The organism is Streptomyces sp. NPDC048436 (genome assembly GCF_043200355.1).
Taxonomy (GTDB): domain Bacteria; phylum Actinomycetota; class Actinomycetes; order Streptomycetales; family Streptomycetaceae; genus Streptomyces.
Genome location: NZ_JBICXP010000015.1, coordinates 67,967 through 87,820, shown reverse-complemented (window position 1 = coordinate 87,820; position 19,854 = coordinate 67,967). Strand labels below are relative to the sequence as shown.

Below are 19,854 nucleotides of genomic sequence, written 5' to 3'. Positions count from 1 at the left end.
GATTGTCTGCGGCAGACGTCCTGGATCTCAGCCCCGCAGCGCCGCCTGGAGATCCGCCGCGTGGTAGAAGACCCGGCCCGCGACCTTGCGGCGGCGCCACTTGTACCGGTTGGCCAGGCGGTAGATGCTCCCGCTGGGTATCTTCCAGAGCACCTCGATGTCGGCCACGCTGTACCAGGTACGGCGGTGTTCGCGCAGGGTCTGCATGCGCATCGCGAGCGCCGCCCACTCGTCGGAGGCCCACCAGTGGGAGTCGTCGGCGTTGCACCGGATCTCGGACGGCCTCGACCGCACGCCCGGGACGGCCTTGACCACGGCCCGGAGCTTTCCGGTGCAGCCGCTGCGTACACAGTCGCCGATCGGCACGATGCGGACGTGGCGGGTATCACAGGCCTTGCGTGCGACGCGGATCAGCTGGGTGAGCTCTTCAATGAGGTCGGAGGCCGCCGAGTGGGCCGAGATCCAGGGGATGTTCTCGTGGATGAAGCGCGCCAGCCGTACGACGTGACGCTGGGGCGCCGCGACCCCGCGCTCCTCGGCGATGAGGCCGGCCCACGAGGCGAGGACTGTCATGATCGAGGACCGGACCTCGGCTGCCGCCGCGTTGAAAGGCATGCCCTGGGGGCTGCGTGAAGTGCTCACCTTTTCTTCGGCCGTATATGTACCGCCCAGGGTGAGTTCGCAGCTGAAATAGAGGGTGGGAAGCTTGTGCAGAAGGCCGGAGAGAAGCTCTCTGCAACTGCTGCACAGAACGCTGCAGGCAGTTTTGGTCAGGCAGTCGATCGAATGGTCGTAAGGGCGGTTCTGGGTTTGCTTTGCATGGACCATGACTGTCGTCATTCCCCCGTGCTTCACGCCATGTGACTGGTCACTTCCTTTCATCGATAGTAAATTAAACAATTTCCATGATGGAGTGTCTCGGTCATGAATGTACGGTGGGACGATCACATTGGATCATGGAAAATTCACATGGCCGGAACCGCCGAAATTTCACCCGGCCGCAACAGCCTTCCGCTACAGTTTGTTTAGCCGGTTCGCGGGGGCCGGGGCACGGCAAAGCCCCTGCGGGCGGCTCGCGGGAGTGCGGAACCGTCTGCGGGGGCTTTCCTTCGCCATTCAACTACGCACGCGTCACACGGGGACTTGGCCGAAATGCGCCCTACCGGATCGCCCGACGGTCGGCTGCCGCAAGAATGCGCGGCATATGACGCCGTTCAGAGCCAGCCTGCATCCACCGCGATGCGGACGGCGTCGACCCGGGTCCGAGCGTTGAGCTTGCTCTCCGCCGTGGTCAGGTAGTTGCGGATGGTGCCGGGGGACAGGTGCAGCTGGGCCGCGATGTCCGGTACGGCCGAGCCGGTGGCGACGAGGCGCAACACCTCGAGCTCGCGCTCGGTGAGCGGCGGGGGTGGTGTCTGCCAGGCGGACACCGCGAGATCGGCGTCTATGACACGGTGCCCTGCCGCGAGGTCCCTTATCGTGCTCACGAGTTTCTCCGGCGGTGAATCCTTGTGCAGGAAACCGCCGACCCCTATTTTCAACGCCTGGCGTACCGCTCCCGGATGCCCGCGGTTGGTCAAAATCAATGTCCGCGTTTCTGGGATCTCGTCATGGATCTTTTGTACGATGGAGAGGTCGTCCGCGCTCGGCATATCCATGCCGATGACGGCTACCTCTGGTCTGTGGAGCCGGGCGGCGGACAGGATTCCGTTGCTGTAACCCAAATTGGCGACGACATCGATGTCGCTTTCCTGCGCCAACAGCACAAGAAACGCCCCCCGTACCATTTCTCTTTCTTCAGCAAGCAGAACCCTAATCACTTTCCCCTCCAAGGTGACCACAAGTTCCTGAGGCGGTGCCATTGGTGCCGCCAATGTGCTCGGAGATCAAGAGCTTAGCCTCTGGTGGCCGTTTTTCACAGAGAGAAATTCCGCTGCCCAATGACTCCGGGCCTGCAAACAGGCTCGAACGCGCTGGTCACGTGCCCGGAGTATGAGGTTCCGGCTGGAGTGTGGCCTGCATCGCAGAGCGGGGCCACCGTTGCTGACGGGGCGTCAATTCACAGCGCCGCGCGGTCCTTCAGCGGCTCCCACCACGCCCGGTTGGCGCGGTACCAGGCGACGGTTTCGGCGAGGCCGGTCGCGAAGTCCTTGCGCGGCCGGTACCCCAACTCGGCGGAGATCTTGGTGCAGTCGACCGAGTAGCGCAGATCGTGCCCCTTGCGGTCGGCGACGTACTCCACCATGTCCCAGTCGCTGCCGCACTCCGCGAGCAGCCGCCCGGTCAGCTCCTTGTTGGTCAGTTCCGTGCCGCCGCCGATGTTGTAGACCTCGCCCGGCCTGCCACCGGTGCGGACCAGCTCGATGCCCCGCACGTGGTCGTCGATGTGCAGCCAGTCCCGGACGTTGAGGCCGTCGCCGTACAGGGGCACCCGCTTGCCGTCGAGCAGGTTGGTCACGAAGAGGGGGATGGCCTTCTCGGGGAAGTGGTGGTGCCCGTAGTTGTTGGAGCACCGGGTCACGCGCACGTCCAGGCCGTGGGTGCGGTGATAGCTCAGGGCGAGCAGATCGCTCGACGCCTTGGACGCGGCGTAGGGCGAGTTGGGGCTCAGCGGATGCTCCTCCGGCCAGGACCCCTCGGCGATCGATCCGTAGACCTCGTCCGTGGAGATGTGGACGAACGTGCGGACGCCGGCGCGCAGGGCCGCGTCGAGCAGGACCTGGGTGCCCACGACGTTGGTCCGCGTGAACTCGGCCGAGCTCCGGATGGAGCGGTCCACGTGCGACTCGGCGGCGAAGTGGACCACCTGGTCGACGTTTCCCATGAGCCTGTGCACGAGCTGGTCGTCGCAGATGTCGCCGTGGACGAAGGAGAACCCGGGGTGGCCGCGCACCGCGTCGAGGTTGGCCGGATTTCCCGCGTAGGTCAGTTTGTCGAGCACGGTCACGGTGACCTCGCCCGGGCCCTGCGGGCCGAGGACCGTACGTACGTAGTGGGAGCCGATGAAGCCCGCTCCGCCGGTCACCAGTACATGGGTGGCCGTCATGAGGAGATCTGCACTTTGCTGTGGTCGCCGAGGAGGAGCCGGTGGGCGTGCGGCACGGCGGGGGCCGGTGTGACCATGACGCTGCGGCCGATCAGGGAGGCCTCGATCCGGCCCACGCCCTTGATCGAGGAGTCCCGCAGCACGATCGAGAACTCGATCTCGCTGTTCTCGATGTGGCAGTACTCCGACACGGAGGTGTAGGCGCCGATGTAGGAGTCGCTGACGACGGTGCCCCGGCCGATGATGGCGGGACCCACGACGCGGGACCTGCGCACCCGCGCGCCCTCCTCGATCAGCACCCGGCCGATGATCTGGCTCTCCTCGTCGATGTCGCCCTCGATCCGCGGTTCGAGCGTCTCCAGGACCGAGCGGTTGACCTCCAGCATGTCCACGACGTTCCCGGTGTCCTTCCAGTAGCCGGAGACCGTCGTGGAGCGTACGTTGCGCCGCTCGTCGATGAGCCACTGGATGGCGTGGGTGATCTCCAGCTCCCCGCGCGGGGACGGTGCGATCGAGCGGACCGCCTCGTGGACGGCCGACGTGAACAGGTACACGCCGACGATCGCGAGGTTGCTCTTGGGCCAGCGGGACTTCTCCTCGACGCTCACGATGTCGCCCGCGTCGTTCAGCTCGGCGATGCCGAAGGCGCTGGGGTCGTTCACGTGGGTCAGCAGGATCTGGGCGTCGGGGCGGTCCCGTACGAAATTGTCGATCAGGTCCGTGATGCCGCCGACGATGAAGTTGTCGCCCAAATACATGACGAAATCTTCATCTCCCAGGAATTCACGGGAGATCAGGACCGCGTGCGCGAGGCCCAGTGGTTTTTCCTGCGGAATGTAGGTGACGTCGAGGCCGAACTTGGACCCGTCGCCTACCGCTTCCTGAATCTCTTCGGCGGTTTCGCCGACAATGATGCCGACCTCGGTGATACCTGCCTCTGCTATGGCTTCAAGGCCGTAGAAGAGAACGGGTTTGTTGGCCACCGGGACCAATTGTTTCGCCGTGGTGTGAGTGAGCGGCCGCATACGCGTTCCCGCTCCTCCCGAGAGGACGAGAGCCTTCATGACGAGGCCTCCGACCTGCGGAAACGGCCTGCTGTAACGGTCTTTAAAATGTGCAACGACATGCAGCAGCCCCCAAGCCACGACCGGGTCGGTAGGCCCGGTCGCCGCATCGATAAACGCCATTGTGCACGTGCCGCGTCAGAATTTATGTGCTCAGGTGGCCTCTTGTCCAGCCTTCTCTAATTAACATCGCTTACGACCTCCGGTGGCGCGAGTGATTTCCGCAACATTCCCCGGGATTTCTCGCGCCATTTTGGTTAGTACTGTTGAGGATGATGACCCGGCCGGGGGTCCCATGGGGGAGAGGGGTAACCCGCCGGCCGGGTCGTTCTTTGGCAGGTGTTCAGCTCAGTTCGTGCTGGGCTCCTGCTCCGAGGCCTCCTGCTCCGTGGGCCCATGGCCCGCGGGGGCGCCCGGCTGCTTGCGGGGGGTGACGAACAGTGTGGTGAGCAGGGCGAGACCGAGCAGCACGGCACAGACGTAGCTGGAGATCTCCAGGCCGTGGGACATCGCCTCGCGGGCGGCGTCCGCGACCGCGGCGGTCTTCTGGTCGTCGTCGAGCGCGTGGATCACGGACCCCGCGCTGTCCGTCACGACCCCGCTGAGCTTGTCGGCCTCGGCCGACGGGACACCGGAGTCGGTGAGCCGGTCGTTCAGGTCGGAGGAGAGCGTGCTGAAGAACAGCGTGGTCAGTACGGCGATACCGAGCGCGGAGCCCAGTTCGCGGGCCGCGCTCTGTACGCCCGAGCCCTGGCCCGCGCTCTCGTGGGGCACGTCCACCAGGACGATGTTGGTGACCTGCGCCGTGGCGAAGCCGACGCCGATGCCGTAGATGAACAGCGCGATCGCGATCGCCCACCAGGAGCTGTCGGTGGCGGCGATCATGCCGAGCATCACCAGACCGCCGGCCTCCAGGACCAGACCGATCCGCACCTGGGAGATCGGCGGGACCGTGGCGGCCATCGAGAAGCTGGCACCGCTGGCGAAGAAGCTGCCCACGGCGAGGGCGACGAGCGCGAGCCCGGCCTCGAACGCGCTGTAGTCCAGCGTGAACTGCAGCCACAGGGGCAGCACCGCGATGATGCCGAACTCGCCGAGGCCGACGATCAGCGTCACCACGTTGCCGTTGCGGAACGAGGGGATGGAGAAGAGCTTGACGTCCATCAGCGGCTCGTCGTTCTTCCTGCCCAGCGTCGCCTGGCGCCGCCAGAACGCCCACAGGACCACGACCGAGACGATGAACGAGACGAACACGGGCGAGGGACCGCCGCTCCACGAGACGCCGCCGACGTCAAGCGACTCGGTGGTCATCAGCCAGCCGTAGGTGCGTCCCTCGATCAGGGCGAAGGCCAGCAGACCGAGCCCGACGGCGGACAGCGCGCCGCCGATGCCGTCGATGCGGCCCCGCGTGTGGGGCGAGGGGGCGAGGTAGATCATCGCCCCCGCCATGATCAGGGCGACGAGGGGGATGTTGATGCCGAAGGCCCAGCGCCAGGAGATGTCGGCGAGCCAGCCGCCGAGCAGCGGGCCCACGGCCGCCGCGGCGCCGATGGTCGACCCCCAGATGGCGAAGGCCTGACCTCGCGCCTTACCGGTGAAGGTGGCGTTCACCAGGGCGAGCGACGTCGGCAGGATCATGGCGCCGCCGATGCCCTGGAGGGCGCGGGCCAGGATGAGCAGGCCGCCGTTGGGCGCGGCGGCGGCCAGCAGGCTGGTGACGCCGAACACGACGAGACCGATGACGAAGATCTTGCGGGCGCCGTACAGGTCGGCGAGGCGGCCGGCGAGCAGGAGCAGCGCCGCGAAGGCGATCGCGTAGGACTCCTGGATCCACTGGGCTTCCGCCGAGTCGATCGAGAGGTCTTCGATGATCGGGGCCAGGATCACGTTGACGATCGTGATGTCCACGACGATCAGGGCCACACCCAGGGACACGGCGACGAGGCCGAGCCACTGGCGCATGGTGGGGGGTTCCGCGGTGCCGTTCAAGGTACCTCCACTCTGATGTATCTTTGCCATGAAGATAGATTGGACGCGTTACGGTGTCAAACCCCTTGGCCCGCTGGGCCACGGCGCGGATCGGGAACGGGAGCATTGACGATGGAGCAAGTGGAGCGAGCCGGGTTCGACGGCCTGGAGGCGCGACGCGATCGCCTCATGGACGGACTGCGCGCCTTCGGCGCCAACTACGCGGAGTTCACCCAGCGGTTCGCGACGTGGCTCGGCCTGCACTCCACCGACGCCGCCGCCCTGGTCGAGATCCTGTACGCCGAGGACAAGGGCACCCCGCTGTCCCCCGCCCGGCTGAGCGAGCGCGTCTCCCTCTCATCCGGCGCGACGACCGCCCTGCTGAACCGCCTCGAAGCGGCCGGGCACATCGTCCGCACCCGCGAGCACACCGACCGCAGGATCGTGACGCTGCGCAGCAGCCCCCATGTGAAGCCGCGGGCCGAGGAGTTCTTCGGCCCCTACGCCACCCGCATGACCGCCGAGATGTCGCAGTACACCCCCGAACAGCTCCAGCACTTCGAGAACTTCATCGCTCACCTGCGGGACACCATGGACTCGCTGCTCGCGACCGAGTACCAGGAGCGCCAGACGGGCGGCCGCGCCACCCCCCGCCAGACCTGACGAACACGGGGATCGTGACTGACGCGCCCGCACAGGAGTTGGACCTCCGCGGAACGAACCGCACGGCGCACGCACCACCGAGAGGTCCCCCATGCCCCCTGCCAGTGTCCATTTCAACGGCGGGGTCAACCTGCCGGACGCCCCCACCGTCCTGCGCGCTCTCGCGGAACGGGTCCCCGCGGGCGTACGCCGCCTGCCCGACGGCGAGACCGGCGACCGGGCCCAGTGGATCGGATACCAGTTCCCCCGGCTCCTTGCCACGCCCGGACTGGTGCCGGACACCGGGTCAACCGGGGACACGGCCGCCGACGACTCCTATGAGGGCGGGCCCTCGGTGCGGCTGGCCGAGGGAACCGACCCGGAGGGCCTGCGGTGGCCCGACCTGGGTTACGCGAGCGAGTACGAGAAGTCCTACGCGGCCTTCGTGGCCCTGCGGGACGAGGGCGTGGTGCCCGGCGGTGTCCGCATGCAGGCCGAGTACCCCACGCCCCTGGCGGTCGGCAGCCTCTTCAGCCCCGGCGACAAGGAGCGCATCGCGCCTTCCTACGAGCGGGCGCTCCTCGGCGATCTCGACCGGCTCCTGGCCCTCGTGCCGCACGCCGACCTGGCCGTGCAGTGGGACCTCGCGGTGGAGACCGTGCTGATCGACCAGGACCCCTCACGCCTGGAACCGCTGACGTCGCGGGTGGCGGCGCTCATGGGCCGCGTACCGGACGGCGTACCGGTCGGAGTGCACCTGTGTTACGGCGACTTCGAGCACCGGCACATGATCGAGCCGGAGTCCCTCGCGAACCAGGTCGAGATCGCCAACGCGCTCGCCGGGGGCCCGGCCGGGCCCCGTCCTGGATCTCCTTCACCGTCCCGCAGGACCGCTCCGACGAGGCGTACTTCGAACCACTGGCCGGCCTGCGGACCGGCCCCGCGACCGAGCTCTGTCTGTCGGTCGTGCCCTACCACCCCGCCCGGCAGGCCGAGGGCACCGTTCAGAAGCAGATCGAGCTCATCGACCGGTTCCTCCCCGGGGACGACACGGCCTGGGGGATCTGCACCGAGTGCGGGATGGCGCGCGCCGAGCGCGAGGACGTGCCGCTCCTGATCGACCTGCACCGCGAGATCCTCCAGAGGTTCGGGACGGCCGGCTGAGTCAACCTCCGTACAGAAGACGGCCCTTGACAGCCCGACCTGGGGCGAAGAAGATACTCTCCATCTTGGAACGTGTATGCCCAGCGGCCCCGTTCCCATCACCGCGCCGGCCGGACAGTACGTAATCCGCCTCACCCGGCGCCGCGACCGTACGCGCCTCGCACCCTCACCTCCTGCCCCCTCCCCGGACGTCGTCCTGCCCACCGCCTCCGCCCCAGCGGCCGAGGCGGTGTCAGGCGTGCCCGGGCGGCCTGCCCTGAAGGAGAAGCATGAAAGTCCTGTTCATCGCCGCGGGAACGAGCCCGGCGGGAGTCTTCGCCCTGGCCCCGCTCGCTACGGCGGTGCGCAACGCCGGGCACGAGATCCTCGTCGCCGCCTTCGACGAACTGACCCCGACCATCGCCTCCGTCGGACTGCCCGCCGTGGCCGTGGCCGAGGGCCACACCACGGAGAGCATCAAGCAGCTGGACCGGCCGGGCGGCCCGATCGAGTTCCCGTGGTCGCCCGAACAGGAACTCCCTTACGTGGGGCGCTGGTTCGGGCGCCAGGCGGCGGTCGGCCTTGAGGGGCTCCTGCGGCTCGCCGACGCCTGGCGGCCGGACCTCGTGGTCGGCGGCACCGACGCGCACGCCGCCGGGCTGCTCGGTTCCAAACTCGGGATTCCCTACGTCCGTCAGGCCTGGGACTGGCTGCACTTCGAGGGGGTCGAGCAGTACGCGAACGAGGAACTCGCCCCGGAGCTAGGCCTGTTGGGCCTCGACCGGCTGCCCGACCCGGATCTGTTCATCGACATCTGCCCGCCGAGCCTGATCCCGCCGGGCACCAAGCCGGGCCGGCCGATGAGGTGGGTGCCGGGCAACCGGCAGCGCAAGCTGGAGCCGTGGATGTACGCCGCGGGTGAGCGCCGCAGGGTGTGCGTCACGCTCGGCAGCTTCCGCACCGCCATGCCGGAGATGTTCGACTACCTCTGCTCGCTGGTGGAACGCCTCTCCGAGCTCGACGCGGAGATCGTGGTCGCGGCGAACGAGGCGGCGTCGGAGAAGCTGCGGGCCCGCTTCCCGGACGTACGAAGCGACTGGGTGCCGATGGAGTTCCTCGTCCGCACCTGCGACACGATCGTGCACGCCGGGGGTCTGACCACGCTCAACGCCATGGCGGCGGGCACGCCGCAGGTGGTGGTCAACCAGTTCCAGGCCTTCGAGAGTTCGCTGCGGATCCTCGAACAACAGGGCTCCAGCGTGATCCTGCACCGGGGCGACAAGTCGCCGGACAACACGTTCGACGCCTGCAACAAGATCCTCTCCGACGACAGTTACGCGCGCCACGCCCGCGACCTCGCGGGAGAGCTGGCGAAGATGCCGTCGCCCAACGACGTCGTCGGCGATCTGGAAGCGCTGGCGCGCGGCTGACACCGGTAGCCGCCCCTCGCACAGCACTGACGCAACCACTGAACCCGCGACCGAAAGGGTCCGCCTGCCATGCAGACCTCACCCCCCAAGCCGCCGCCTTCCGCACGGGTGCTGCAGCTCGCCACTTCGAGCTGGATGGCCGCCGCCGTCAGCGCCGCCGCCGAACTCGGCGTCGCCGACGCGCTCGCCGCCGGGCCCCGCCCGGTGCACGAGATCGCGGAGACCGTCGGCGCCCACGCGCCCACCCTCTACCGGCTGATGCGGGCCTGCGCCGACATCGGCCTCTTCGAGGAGCGCGAGGGCCAGGTGTTCGCCCTGACCGAGGTCGGTGACGCGCTCCGCAGCGACTCGCAGACCTCGATGCGCAACTTCGCCCGCTGGGTCGGCCTCGCCGCCGACCGCAACACCTGGGCAGGACTCGCGGACAGCGTCCGCACCGGCAATCCGGCCTTCGAGCAGGTGCACGGCCAGGACGTCTGGGACTACATGCGTGGCCGCGCCGACGTGTCGAAGGTCTTCGACGACGCCATGTCCGAGGCCTCCCGCCAGCTGATCGCCCCGGTGGTCGGCGCCTTCGACTTCGGCGGCATCGGCACCCTCGTCGACGTCGCGGGCGGGCACGGCGCCCTGCTCGCAGCGGTCCTGGCCGACAACCCGGACACCCGCGGCCTGCTGTACGACCAGCCCGACGTGGTGGCCGGGGCCGAGCAGACGTTCAAGGACCGCGGGGTGGACGACCGCGTCGAGATCGTCGCGGGCGACTTCTTCGACTCCGTACCGGTGGGCGGTGACGCCTACCTGCTGTCGAACGTCATCCACGACTGGGACGACGAGCAGTCCCTGAAGATCCTCACCAACTGCCGGGAAGCGCTCGCCGAGGGCGGCAGGGTGCTCCTGGTCGAGGCCGTCATGCCGGAGCGCGCCGAGCCGTCGCCGACGGTCACGCTCATGGACCTCAACATGCTGGTGCTCTGCGGCGGCAAACAGCGCACCCGGGCCGAGTTCGCCGCCCTCTTCGAGAAAGCCGGCCTGCGCCTCGAGCGCATCGTCCGGGCGGGCCTGCACAGCGTCGTCGAAGCCGTCCGGGTCTGACCGACCCAAGCCAAGCGGTCCGGGTCTGACCGACCCAAGCCAAGCGGAGGGACAGTAAGTAATGCCCATCATCACGCCCGACAACGGGTCGCTCACCGTGTTCAACCTCTTCGACACCGTCGACAGGGACGGCCAGAAGACCCTGCTCGACACGATGCAGGGGATCATCGAGGGGGCGAACTACCCGGGGTGGCGCTCCTCCACCCTGCACGGCGGCCTGGACAAGCCCTGTGCCGCCAACTACATCCAGTGGCGCAGCCTGGAGGACCTCCAGGAGCGCTACGAGGGCGAGAACTTCAAGCACAACACGGTGCCCTACTTCAGTGAACTGACCACCACGGTGCACCTGCTCAAGACAGAGGTGATCGCCACCCATCTGCACCACTCGCTGGAGCAGATAGAGATCTCGACGGAGCGGGACGACTTCACCGTCATCGTGATCATGGGCGTCAAGCCGGAGAACCAGGCCCGAGTCGTGGACCTGTTCGCCAAGCCCGACGAGTCGATGCAGGAGGTGCCGGGCTACCGCTCCAACTCCATCCTGCGCGGCATCGAGGGGGACTTCGTCGTCAACTACGCCCAGTGGGAGAGCCGCGAGGCGTACGAGACGTTCCACAACCTGCCGGAGGAGACGCGCTCGGCGCAGGCGCGGGCCATGCGCGCGGAGGCCCGCCCGCTGCTGACATCGCGGTCGGCGAACACCTACGAGGTCGTGTTCTCGCGCTCCGCCACCGATCAGCCGGCCGGTGGCCAGTGACGACCACCCCCTCGGTCGACGGCGCCGAAGCCGCCGGTGTCCCCGGTCCGCACCCCGCGCCCGGACCGGTCGTCGTCGGGCCCCAGGACTCCCGCTACGGCGAGCTGGCGCGCGGCGACAACTACCGGTTCGTCGGCGCGCCCGACCAGATCGAACTTGTCGGCTCCACCGGTCAGGTCGCCGACGCCCTCGGCCGCGCCCTGGCCGCCGGCAAGCGGGTCGCCGTACGCAGCGGCGGGCACTGCCCGGAGGCCTTCGTGGCCGATCCGGAGGTCAAGGTCGTCATCGACCTCTCGCTGATGTCGCGGGTGTACTACGACCCGGAGCTCAACGCCGTCGCCATCGAGGCCGGCGCGACGGTCGGCCACGTGTACAAGACGCTGTACTGGAACTGGGACGTGACGCTGCCCGCCGGTGTCTGCACCGCGGTGGGCATGGGCGGCCACATCTCCGGCGGCGGGTACGGCCCGCTGTCGCGGCTGCACGGCCTGGTCGCCGACCACCTCTACGCCGTCGAGGTCGTCCACGTAGACCAAGGCGGCCAGGTCCGCACGGTCATCGCCACCCGTGAGCCGGACGACCCCAACAGGGCGCTGTGGTGGGCCCACACCGGCGCGGGAGGGGGCAACTACGGGATTGTGACGCGCTTTTGGATGCGCTCTCCCGAGGCGACGGGCACCGACCCCGCGGGGCTGCTGCCCAAGCCGCCCGCCTCGCTGCTCACCGCGATGGTCAACTGGTCGTGGGACCAGTGCGACCTGCCCGCGTTCAGCAGGATCGTCCGCAACTTCATGGGCTGGCACGTCGAGAACAGCGGGCCCGGCTCACCGTTCGCGGGGCTCTTCGCCTCGCTGTGGGTCAGGCACCGCTCGGGCGGCGGGCTCACCATGTTCGTGCAGATGGACTCCACGGCGCCGGACGCCGCGGGCAAGCTGGACGCGTTCCTCGCGGCCGTCGACGAGGGCGTCGGGGTCACCCCCTTCGTCATCCGCAACGAACTGCCGTGGCTGACCGCGAGCCGCTACATGGGCCAGGGCGACTCCGGTCCCGTGATGGGCGCGCGCATCAAGACCAAGGCCGCCTACCTGCGCGGCGTGCACACCGAGGAGCAGATCGCGACGCTCTACCGGTGGTTCCAGCGCGAGGACTACTTCGGCCGCGAGTCCCTGATGATGCTCAACGGCTACGGCGGCGCCATCAACGCGGTCGGGCCCGCGGACACCGCCTCGGTCCAGCGCGACTCCGTGATCAAGGCGGCGTACTCGGCGTCCTGGGGCAACCCGGCCGAGGACGACGCGCACATCGCCTGGCTGCGCGGTCTCTACGGAGAGCTGTACGCGGACACCGGCGGGGTGCCGGTCCCCGGCGACCTCGCGGACGGGTCGTACATCAACTACCCGGACATCGACCTCGCCGACCCGGAGCAGAACCGCTCCGGGGTGCCCTGGCACGAGCTCTACTTCAAGGACAACTACGCGGCGCTGCAAGCCGTCAAGGCGACATGGGATCCCCGTGACGTCTTCCACCACGCCCTGTCCGTGCGGTTGCCGGAGGAACAGATGACGTACCCCACCGCCCACATCCCCGACCACTACGACTTCGAGTCCATCTACGCGGGCAAGGGCAAGGACGCGGGCAAGGAGTCGGGCAAGGCCGCGGGCGAGGAGAAGGCGCCGCCGGTCCAGCCGTGGGACATCGGCAGGCCCCAGCCGGCCCTGGTGGCCGTGCACGCCTCCGGGGCCGTCGTCGGGGATGTCCTCGACGTCGGCTGTGGCCTCGGCGACAACGCCGCCTTCCTTGCCGGGCAGGGCCACCGGGTCACCGCGATCGACGTGGCCGAGGCGGCGGTCCAGGAGGGCAGGCGCCGGGCGAAGGCCAAGGGGGTCGAGGTCGAGTTCGCCGTCGCGGACGCCACCCGGCTCACGGGCTTCGAGGGCCGCTTCGACACCATCGTCGACAGCGCCTGCTTCCACGCGCTGGCCGCCGACGAGCGTGAGCGCTACCTGGTGGCTCTGCGTGAGGCGTCCCGGCCGGGCGCCACCCTGCACATGTTCTGCTTCGCCCAGGAGTTCGAGGCCCCGTTCCCGGGACCGCACCGGCACACCGCCGCGTACCTGCGCGAGGTCGTCGGCGGCGTCTGGAACGTGGTCTCCGTCGAGCCCGCGACGTTCTCCAGCTCGCTCGGCGTCGACGACATCTCGGCCATGATCAAGTCGGAGTACCCGGACGGCGACGTCGACCCGGAGCGGCTCGCCGGGCTCGCGCTCGACGAGCAGGGCAAGGCGACGATGCCGGTCTGGCACGTGACCGCCCAGCGCCGGCCCTGAATCCGGCGCCTCCGCAGCCGACGGTTGTGGGCCCGCGGTACGTCCTGCGGGCCCACATGCCGCCGCGCTCCACCAACCGCCCACGAACACACGGAGGTTGACGGTATGCCGACCCCTCCCCCGCGGTGGCTCATCCTGGGAGCCGATGGTCTGCTCGGCTCCGCTGTCGCCGACGTCGCCGAAGCCGACCCCCGGATCGAGGCCGTGCACCGGGCGGGACGCGCCCAGGCCGACGTGACCCGGCCCGGCGAGGTCGAGCGGCTGATGGGCGCCGCGCGGCCCGATGTCGTGGTCAACGCCACCGTCTTCACCGGTGTCGACCCCTGCGAGGCCGATCCGGCCCGCGCGTACGAGGTCAACGTGCTCGGCGCCCGCCGGGTCGCGCGGGCCGCGGCCGACGCGCACGCCCGCTGCGTGTACATCAGCACGGACTACGTCTTCGACGGCACAGGCCCCGACGCGTACGACGAGACCGCGGCCCCCCGCCCCCTGCTGACCTACGGAATGTCCAAGCTCGCGGGGGAGTTCGAGACCTGCCACGCGAGCCCCCGGCACCTGGTGGTGCGCACCGCGGCCCTGTTCGGACCGTCCCCGACGAGCGACCGGCGCAGGGCGGGCTTCCTCGAACAGATCCTGCGGCGCGCGACGGCGGGGGAGCCCGCCGATGTGATCGACACCCTGGTCATGTCGCCCACGTACACGGTGGACCTGGCCCGCATGCTCATCGAACTGCTCGCCGCCGATGTGGACGGCGGGCCGTACCACGTGACCAACGAGGGCAGCGCGACCTGGTACGACCTGGCGTACGCCGCCGTGGCGGGCCTCGGTCTCGAAGCACTGCCCCGCCGGGCCTCGCCCGGCCCCGCGTCGGCCGGCCCGGCGCGCCCGGCCACGACCCCGCTCGTCTCCCTGCGACTTCCGCCCCGCGTACGGCAGTTGAACCGCCCCTGGCGGAGCGCGCTCACGGAGTTCCTGCGCGAGCACGGACCGGCCGCTGTGTCCGCCACGCGGCGCCCAAGCCAGCCCACGCCCACGCTTCCTGCTCCCCCCGCCCAGTCTTCGCCCGCCCAGTCTTCCCCCGCACAGCGACCGACCTGAGGAGACTTCATGTCCGACAAGCCGATCTGCCGCATCTGTGGCGGCGCCCTGCGTGAGTTCCTCGACCTGGGCCCGCAGCCCATGGGCAACGCGTTCGTCCCGCCCGACAAGCGTGACGACGAGGCCTTCGCCTTCCGCTTCCGGCTCGCCGTCGCCATGTGCGAGGCGTGCACCATGGTGCAGTTGATCGACTACGTCCAGCACGACCAGATGTTCCACTCCGCCTACCCGTACCGCTCCTCGGGCTCGTCCGTCATGCGGGCCCACTTCGAGGATCTTGCGGGGCGCTTCCTGTCGGAGGAGCTGACCGGCTCGGACCCCTTCATCGTCGAGCTGGGCAGCAACGACGGCATCATGCTGCACACGATCGCCAAGGCGGGTGTGCGCCACCTCGGGGTGGAGCCGTGCGGGGACGTCGCCGAGGTCGGCAGGTCCAACGGGATACGGGTGGTCAACGAGTTCTTCGACGAGGATCTCGCCGCCCGCATCCTCGCCGACGACGGCAAGGCCGATGTCGTCTTCGCCGCCAACACCTTCTCGCACATCGACTTCCTCGACTCCATCCTGCGCGGCATCAAGAATCTGCTGGCGCCCGGCGGTGTCTTCGTCTTCGAGGACCCGTACTTCGGCGACATCGTGCAGCGCGCCTCGTTCGACCAGATCTACGACGAGCACATCTTCTTCTTCACGGCGCGTTCCGTGCAGGACATGGCCGCCCGCTACGGCCTCGAACTGGTCGACGTGGAGCTTCTGCCGGTGCACGGCGGCGAACTGCGCTGCGTGCTGGCCCACACGGGCGCTCGGCCCGTGAGCCCCGCGGTCACCGAACTCCTCAAGCAGGAGGAGGAGCAGGGCCTTACCGACTCCGCGACGCTGACGCGCTTCGCGGACGGGGTGCGTGAGCTCGGCGAGAACCTGGTGGCCCGGCTGCGCGAACTGCGGGACCAGGGCAAGCGGGTGGTCGGCTACGGCGCCACGGCCAAGAGCACCACCCTGCTCAACTACTGCGGGATCACCCCGGACCTGGTCTCCTTCATCTGCGACTCCACCGCGGAGAAGCAGGGGCGCCTCACGCCGGGCACGCTCATCCCGATCGAGAGCCCGGAGGCCTTCGCGGACCCGTACCCGGACTACGCGCTGCTGCTGGCCTGGAACCACAAGGACGAGATCCTCGAGAAGGAGGCCGCGTTCCGCGAGGCGGGCGGGCGCTGGATCCACTACGTCCCCGACGTACGGATCGACTGACCTCTGTACCGGACCGCCTGACCTCTGACCCCTGTACCGCTGTACCGCCGGCGCACCCGGCCGCGCCCTCCCGCGGCCGGGTGCGCCCCCTTTTTTTGCCCTGTGCGCGTACTTTGCGTGCTTCCGACCGTTTCATACGACCCATGGGAGAAACGAATGTCCCGCCGTCTCTTCACCTCGGAGTCTGTGACCGAGGGTCACCCCGACAAGATCGCTGACCAGATCAGCGACACCATTCTCGACGCGCTTCTGCGCCAGGACCCGAAGTCCCGGGTCGCCGTGGAGACGTTGATCACCACCGGCCTGGTGCACGTGGCCGGCGAGGTGACGACCAAGGCGTACGCGCCGATCGCGCAGCTGGTCCGCGACAAGATCCTCGAGATCGGTTACGACTCCTCGAAGAAGGGCTTCGACGGCGCCTCCTGCGGCGTCTCGGTGTCCATCGGCGCACAGTCCCCCGACATCGCGCAGGGCGTCGACACCGCGTACGAAAAGCGCGTCGAGGACGCCTCCCGCGTAGAAGAAGCAGAAGAAGAGGACGAGCTCGACAAGCAGGGCGCGGGCGATCAGGGCCTGATGTTCGGTTACGCGTGCGATGAGACGCCGGAGCTGATGCCGCTCCCGATCCATCTCGCGCACCGGCTGTCGCGTCGTCTGTCGGAGGTGCGCAAGAACGGGACGATCCCGTATCTGCGCCCGGACGGCAAGACGCAGGTCACCATCGAGTACGACGGTGACAAGGCCGTCCGTCTGGACACGGTGGTGGTCTCCTCGCAGCACGCCTCGGACATCGACCTGGACTCGCTGCTCGCTCCCGATATCCGGGAGTTCGTGGTGGAGCCGGAGCTGAAGGCGCTGTTGGAGGACGGCATCAAGCTGGAGACCGAGGGCTACCGCCTGCTGGTGAACCCGACCGGTCGTTTCGAGATCGGCGGTCCGATGGGTGACGCGGGTCTGACCGGCCGCAAGATCATCATCGATACGTACGGCGGCATGGCCCGCCATGGTGGTGGCGCTTTCTCGGGCAAGGACCCCTCCAAGGTCGACCGCAGTGCGGCGTACGCGATGCGCTGGGTGGCCAAGAATGTGGTGGCCGCCGGTCTCGCGGCGCGCTGTGAGGTGCAGGTCGCGTACGCGATCGGCAAGGCGGAGCCGGTGGGTCTGTTCGTGGAGACGTTCGGTACGGCCACGGTCGACACCGACAAGATCGAGGCGGCCATCGCCGAGGTCTTCGACCTGCGTCCGGCGGCGATCATCCGTGACCTGGACCTGTTGCGGCCGATCTACGCGCAGACCGCGGCGTACGGTCACTTCGGGCGGGCGATCCCCGACTTCACGTGGGAGCGCACCGACCGCGTGGACGCCCTGCGCAAGTCGGCGGAGGCCTGAGGTGCGCATCGCCGTCACCGGCTCCATCGCCACCGACCACCTCATGACGTTCCCCGGCCGCATCAGCGAACAACTGCTGGCCGACAAACTCGACCACGTCTCCCTGTCGCTGCTCGTCGACGACCTGGAGATCCGCGACGGAGGCGTCGCCGCCAACATCGCCTACGGCCTGGCCCGCCTCGGCCACCGCCCCCTCCTCGTCGCGGCCGTCGGCGCCGACTTCCACGACTACGGAACACGCCTGAGCGGACTGGGAGTCGACACCTCCGGGGTGCACGTCTCCACCACCCGGCACACGGCCCGCTTCCTGTGCACCACCGACACCGACGGCAACCAGCTCGCCTCCTTCTACACCGGCGCGATGGCCGAGGCCTCCACGATCGACCTCGCCGACGTACTGCGCCGCCACGGCGGCGCCGACCTCGTACTGATCGGAGCCGACGACCCGACGGCGATGGCCCGTCACACCCACGCCTGCCGCACCCTGGGCATCCCCTTCATCGCCGACCCCGCCCAGCAACTGGCCCGGCTCACCGGCCCCGAGATCCGTGAACTGGTCGACGGCGCCGACCACTTGTTCACCAATGAGTACGAGCATGAGCTCCTCCTCGGCAAAACCGGCTGGACCCGCGGCGACGTACTCGGACGCGTCGGCAGCTGGATCACCACGCTCGGCGAGAAGGGCAGCCGCATCGAACGCGCCGACGAGCCGCCGGTGGAGGTCGCGGCCGTCTTCGCGGCCACTGTCGCCGACCCGACCGGAGTCGGTGACGCCTTCCGCGCCGGCTACCTCGCCTCGCTCTCGGCCGGGGCCGATCCGGTCCGGTGCGCCCGGACCGGATCGGCGCTCGCCACCCTCGCCCTTTCGGTCATCGGCACGCAGAACTACACCCCCACGCCCGAACGCGTGAGTGAACTACTTGTCGCCGCCTACGGAGCGGACGCGGCGTAAACGCCGGTAGGGCGGGTGAGCCCCAGCTGGGGTCCACCCGCCCTACGGACGTTCTCTCGCACTTCTTCAGCGCAGGTCTGCGCAGGACTGAGCAGATCAGCGCAGGTCAGCGCAGATCATCGCGCTCCGAGGCCTCCGACTCGGCCTGCTTGGCCTGGACCTCGGGGTCGAGGGAGGCCTGACCGCTGCCGTCGACCGAGGCCAGCGGCGTGCTGTCCGGGACCTCCGTCGCGGCGGGCGGCTCGACGAGCCAGTCCGGGTTGGCCTGCTTGTCCCACCACTTCCAGGCGGCGACCGCACCGCCCGCGAGGACGCCGAGGACGATGAGGCCCTTGGCGACACGCCCGGCGCGGGCCCGGCGGTTGTGCTTGCGGACCAGCCGCTGGATCTCCTTGGGCGAGACCTCACCGCGCAGTGCGGCGAGTGCCGCCGCCCCGCGGGACGCGGCCTCCTCACGGACGGGCTGGGCCACGGCCACGGCGTGCTCGATCCGCGGCTTCGAATAGTCGGCGGCCTGCTGGGCTGCCTTGCGGGTCTGCTCGGCGGCCCTGCGGGTACGGACAGCGGCTTCGTGCGCGGCGTGGTCGACCTTCGGCGGCACATGCGTACGGGCCTGCTCGATGCGCGGGCCGACGTGGGCGCCGTACTGCGCACGAGCTTGTCCGGCGGCCTGCGACACCTTGGGCGCGAGCCGTGCGCGGGATTCGTGCGCGTAATGGACGGCCTGCTCCTTGGCCGTGCCGGCGTAGGGGGCCACCGCCTCCGCGGCATGCCGCACGCTTTCCCTCGCCGAACCGGTCGCGGCGCGCACGCTGTCGATGCGGGTCACGGGATCCTCCTCCTCGGTGGCTTATAGGTATGTCACCTTTCCACCCTTTCAAGGATCATGCCTTTTGGATGGCTCCCAGGCATGAGAGGGCGGGCATCCGGGTGCGATCAATTCGATCAATGCCATCAAATCGGTACAAGAGAGTGCTTCGCCGACCATGCCACGGATCGCCCCGCCGCGCGCCCACTCCGCAGCTACTCGTCCCAATCCGGTCCGTGCGAGGATCGGGACGTCACAGAGGACAACGGAAGGCAGACCGTGGCCGAGCAGCTTTACGCCACCCTGAAGACCAACCGAGGCGACATCGAGGTGCTCCTGCACCCGAACCACACGCCCAAGACGGTCAAGAACTTTGTCGAGCTCGCCCAGGGTGAGCGCGAGTGGGTCCACCCGGCGACCGGCCAGAAGACCACGGACCGGCTCTACGACGGCACGGTCTTCCACCGCGTCATCAGCGGATTCATGATCCAGGGCGGCGACCCGCTGGGCAACGGCACGGGCGGCCCGGGCTACGAGTTCGCGGACGAGTTCCACCCCGACCTCGCCTTCGACAAGCCCTACCTGCTCGCCATGGCCAACGCGGGCCCGGGCACCAACGGCTCCCAGTTCTTCCTGACGGTCTCCCCGACCGCCTGGCTGACCCGCAAGCACACCATCTTCGGCGAGGTCACCGACCCGGCGAGCCAGAAGGTCGTCGACGAGATCGCGGCCACGCAGACCAATCCGCGCACCGACCGCCCCGTCAAGGACGTGGTCATCGAGTCCGTGGTCATCGAGACCCGCGCCGCCTGACCCGGCGTACGCGCGAGGGAACCAATCCGCCCCGCTCATCCGTAAGGAAGAGCGGGGCGGCGCGTTCGCACGCGTGGGCG

General features: G+C 68.9%; 17 protein-coding genes. 11 read left to right on the top strand and 6 right to left on the bottom strand.

Annotated features, from left to right (window positions below):
• Positions 1-27: 27 nt before the first annotated feature.
• The 5 genes from ACGFX9_RS35025 to ACGFX9_RS35005 form a co-directional block, all read right to left on the bottom strand.
• Entirely contained in the window at positions 28-615 is a 588-nt protein-coding gene (locus ACGFX9_RS35025) for a hypothetical protein (RefSeq protein WP_393482733.1), read from the bottom strand.
• Positions 616-1,214: 599 nt separating this feature from the next.
• A complete protein-coding gene (locus tag ACGFX9_RS35020; RefSeq protein WP_393482730.1) occupies positions 1,215-1,862 on the bottom strand; it encodes a DNA-binding response regulator in 648 nt (215 codons plus the stop codon).
• Between the two features lie 197 nt (positions 1,863-2,059).
• Complete coding sequence (rfbB, locus tag ACGFX9_RS35015; protein WP_393482727.1) at positions 2,060-3,046, bottom strand: dTDP-glucose 4,6-dehydratase; 987 nt, start codon at positions 3,044-3,046, stop codon at positions 2,060-2,062.
• Positions 3,043-4,110, bottom strand: a complete 1,068-nt coding sequence (locus tag ACGFX9_RS35010) for a glucose-1-phosphate thymidylyltransferase (protein WP_393482724.1) — start codon at positions 4,108-4,110, stop codon at positions 3,043-3,045. The genes rfbB and ACGFX9_RS35010 overlap by 4 nt, the downstream gene beginning before the upstream one ends.
• Before the next feature lie 348 nt (positions 4,111-4,458).
• Positions 4,459-6,072 carry a DHA2 family efflux MFS transporter permease subunit gene (locus tag ACGFX9_RS35005; protein ID WP_393482946.1) on the bottom strand — a complete coding sequence of 538 codons (1,614 nt, stop codon included), beginning with the start codon at positions 6,070-6,072 and terminating at the stop codon, positions 4,459-4,461.
• A 138-nt stretch (positions 6,073-6,210) separates the two neighbouring features.
• On the opposite strand from ACGFX9_RS35005, the gene ACGFX9_RS35000 reads away from it, so the two are divergent.
• From ACGFX9_RS35000 to ACGFX9_RS34955, 10 genes are all read left to right on the top strand, one after another.
• Positions 6,211-6,741, top strand: coding sequence for a MarR family winged helix-turn-helix transcriptional regulator (locus ACGFX9_RS35000; RefSeq protein WP_393482721.1), 531 nt, complete (start codon positions 6,211-6,213; stop codon positions 6,739-6,741).
• Between the two features lie 91 nt (positions 6,742-6,832).
• The gene (locus ACGFX9_RS34995) at positions 6,833-7,837 is read left to right on the top strand and encodes a hypothetical protein (protein ID WP_393482718.1); all 1,005 of its coding nucleotides are present in this window, start codon (positions 6,833-6,835) and stop codon (positions 7,835-7,837) included.
• A 316-nt stretch (positions 7,838-8,153) separates the two neighbouring features.
• The gene (locus ACGFX9_RS34990) at positions 8,154-9,293 is read left to right on the top strand and encodes a nucleotide disphospho-sugar-binding domain-containing protein (RefSeq protein ID WP_393482715.1); all 1,140 of its coding nucleotides are present in this window, start codon (positions 8,154-8,156) and stop codon (positions 9,291-9,293) included.
• Positions 9,294-9,362: 69 nt separating this feature from the next.
• Positions 9,363-10,385, top strand: a complete 1,023-nt coding sequence (locus ACGFX9_RS34985; RefSeq protein WP_393482712.1) for a methyltransferase — start codon at positions 9,363-9,365, stop codon at positions 10,383-10,385.
• Positions 10,386-10,446: 61 nt separating this feature from the next.
• Entirely contained in the window at positions 10,447-11,142 is a 696-nt protein-coding gene (locus ACGFX9_RS34980) for an antibiotic biosynthesis monooxygenase family protein (protein ID WP_393482708.1), read from the top strand.
• Positions 11,139-13,469: a methyltransferase domain-containing protein gene (locus ACGFX9_RS34975; protein ID WP_393482705.1), complete on the top strand. Its 2,331-nt coding sequence runs from the start codon at positions 11,139-11,141 to the stop codon at positions 13,467-13,469. Before ACGFX9_RS34980 ends, ACGFX9_RS34975 begins: the two co-directional genes overlap by 4 nt.
• 105 nt (positions 13,470-13,574) lie before the next feature.
• Positions 13,575-14,567: an SDR family oxidoreductase gene (locus tag ACGFX9_RS34970; protein ID WP_393482702.1), complete on the top strand. Its 993-nt coding sequence runs from the start codon at positions 13,575-13,577 to the stop codon at positions 14,565-14,567.
• 9 nt (positions 14,568-14,576) lie between these two features.
• The gene (locus ACGFX9_RS34965; protein ID WP_393482699.1) at positions 14,577-15,812 is read left to right on the top strand and encodes a methyltransferase domain-containing protein; all 1,236 of its coding nucleotides are present in this window, start codon (positions 14,577-14,579) and stop codon (positions 15,810-15,812) included.
• Between the two features lie 156 nt (positions 15,813-15,968).
• Positions 15,969-17,201, top strand: coding sequence for a methionine adenosyltransferase (gene metK / locus ACGFX9_RS34960; RefSeq protein WP_393482696.1), 1,233 nt, complete (start codon positions 15,969-15,971; stop codon positions 17,199-17,201).
• Between the two features lies 1 nt (position 17,202).
• On the top strand, positions 17,203-18,153 hold the full coding sequence (locus ACGFX9_RS34955; RefSeq protein ID WP_393482693.1) for a carbohydrate kinase family protein: 951 nt from the start codon (positions 17,203-17,205) through the stop codon (positions 18,151-18,153).
• 106 nt (positions 18,154-18,259) lie between these two features.
• Here ACGFX9_RS34955 and ACGFX9_RS34950 read toward each other — a convergent pair whose 3' ends face one another.
• The gene (locus tag ACGFX9_RS34950; RefSeq protein WP_393482689.1) at positions 18,260-18,982 is read right to left on the bottom strand and encodes a DUF5324 family protein; all 723 of its coding nucleotides are present in this window, start codon (positions 18,980-18,982) and stop codon (positions 18,260-18,262) included.
• A 258-nt stretch (positions 18,983-19,240) separates the two neighbouring features.
• Here ACGFX9_RS34950 and ACGFX9_RS34945 point away from each other — a divergent pair, with 258 nt between their 5' ends.
• Positions 19,241-19,774, top strand: coding sequence for a peptidylprolyl isomerase (locus tag ACGFX9_RS34945; RefSeq protein ID WP_393482686.1), 534 nt, complete (start codon positions 19,241-19,243; stop codon positions 19,772-19,774).
• Positions 19,775-19,854 lie beyond the last annotated feature (80 nt).

Excerpts from the sequence above, each read along its gene's own strand:
- ACGFX9_RS35005 (WP_393482946.1), bottom strand. The coding sequence starts at position 6,072 with ATGCGCCAGTGGCTCGGCCTCGTCGCCGTGTCCCTGGGTGTGGCCCTG.
- ACGFX9_RS35010 (WP_393482724.1), bottom strand. The coding sequence starts at position 4,110 with ATGAAGGCTCTCGTCCTCTCGGGAGGAGCGGGAACGCGTATGCGGCCG.
- ACGFX9_RS34970 (WP_393482702.1), top strand. The coding sequence starts at position 13,575 with ATGCCGACCCCTCCCCCGCGGTGGCTCATCCTGGGAGCCGATGGTCTG.
- metK (WP_393482696.1), top strand. The coding sequence starts at position 15,969 with ATGTCCCGCCGTCTCTTCACCTCGGAGTCTGTGACCGAGGGTCACCCC.
- ACGFX9_RS34980 (WP_393482708.1), top strand. The coding sequence starts at position 10,447 with ATGCCCATCATCACGCCCGACAACGGGTCGCTCACCGTGTTCAACCTC.
- ACGFX9_RS34990 (WP_393482715.1), top strand. The coding sequence starts at position 8,154 with ATGAAAGTCCTGTTCATCGCCGCGGGAACGAGCCCGGCGGGAGTCTTC.
- ACGFX9_RS35025 (WP_393482733.1), bottom strand. The coding sequence starts at position 615 with ATGCCTTTCAACGCGGCGGCAGCCGAGGTCCGGTCCTCGATCATGACA.
- rfbB (WP_393482727.1), bottom strand. The coding sequence starts at position 3,046 with ATGACGGCCACCCATGTACTGGTGACCGGCGGAGCGGGCTTCATCGGC.
- ACGFX9_RS34995 (WP_393482718.1), top strand. The coding sequence starts at position 6,833 with ATGCCCCCTGCCAGTGTCCATTTCAACGGCGGGGTCAACCTGCCGGAC.
- ACGFX9_RS34965 (WP_393482699.1), top strand. The coding sequence starts at position 14,577 with ATGTCCGACAAGCCGATCTGCCGCATCTGTGGCGGCGCCCTGCGTGAG.
- ACGFX9_RS35000 (WP_393482721.1), top strand. The coding sequence starts at position 6,211 with ATGGAGCAAGTGGAGCGAGCCGGGTTCGACGGCCTGGAGGCGCGACGC.
- ACGFX9_RS34985 (WP_393482712.1), top strand. The coding sequence starts at position 9,363 with ATGCAGACCTCACCCCCCAAGCCGCCGCCTTCCGCACGGGTGCTGCAG.
- ACGFX9_RS35020 (WP_393482730.1), bottom strand. The coding sequence starts at position 1,862 with ATGGCACCGCCTCAGGAACTTGTGGTCACCTTGGAGGGGAAAGTGATT.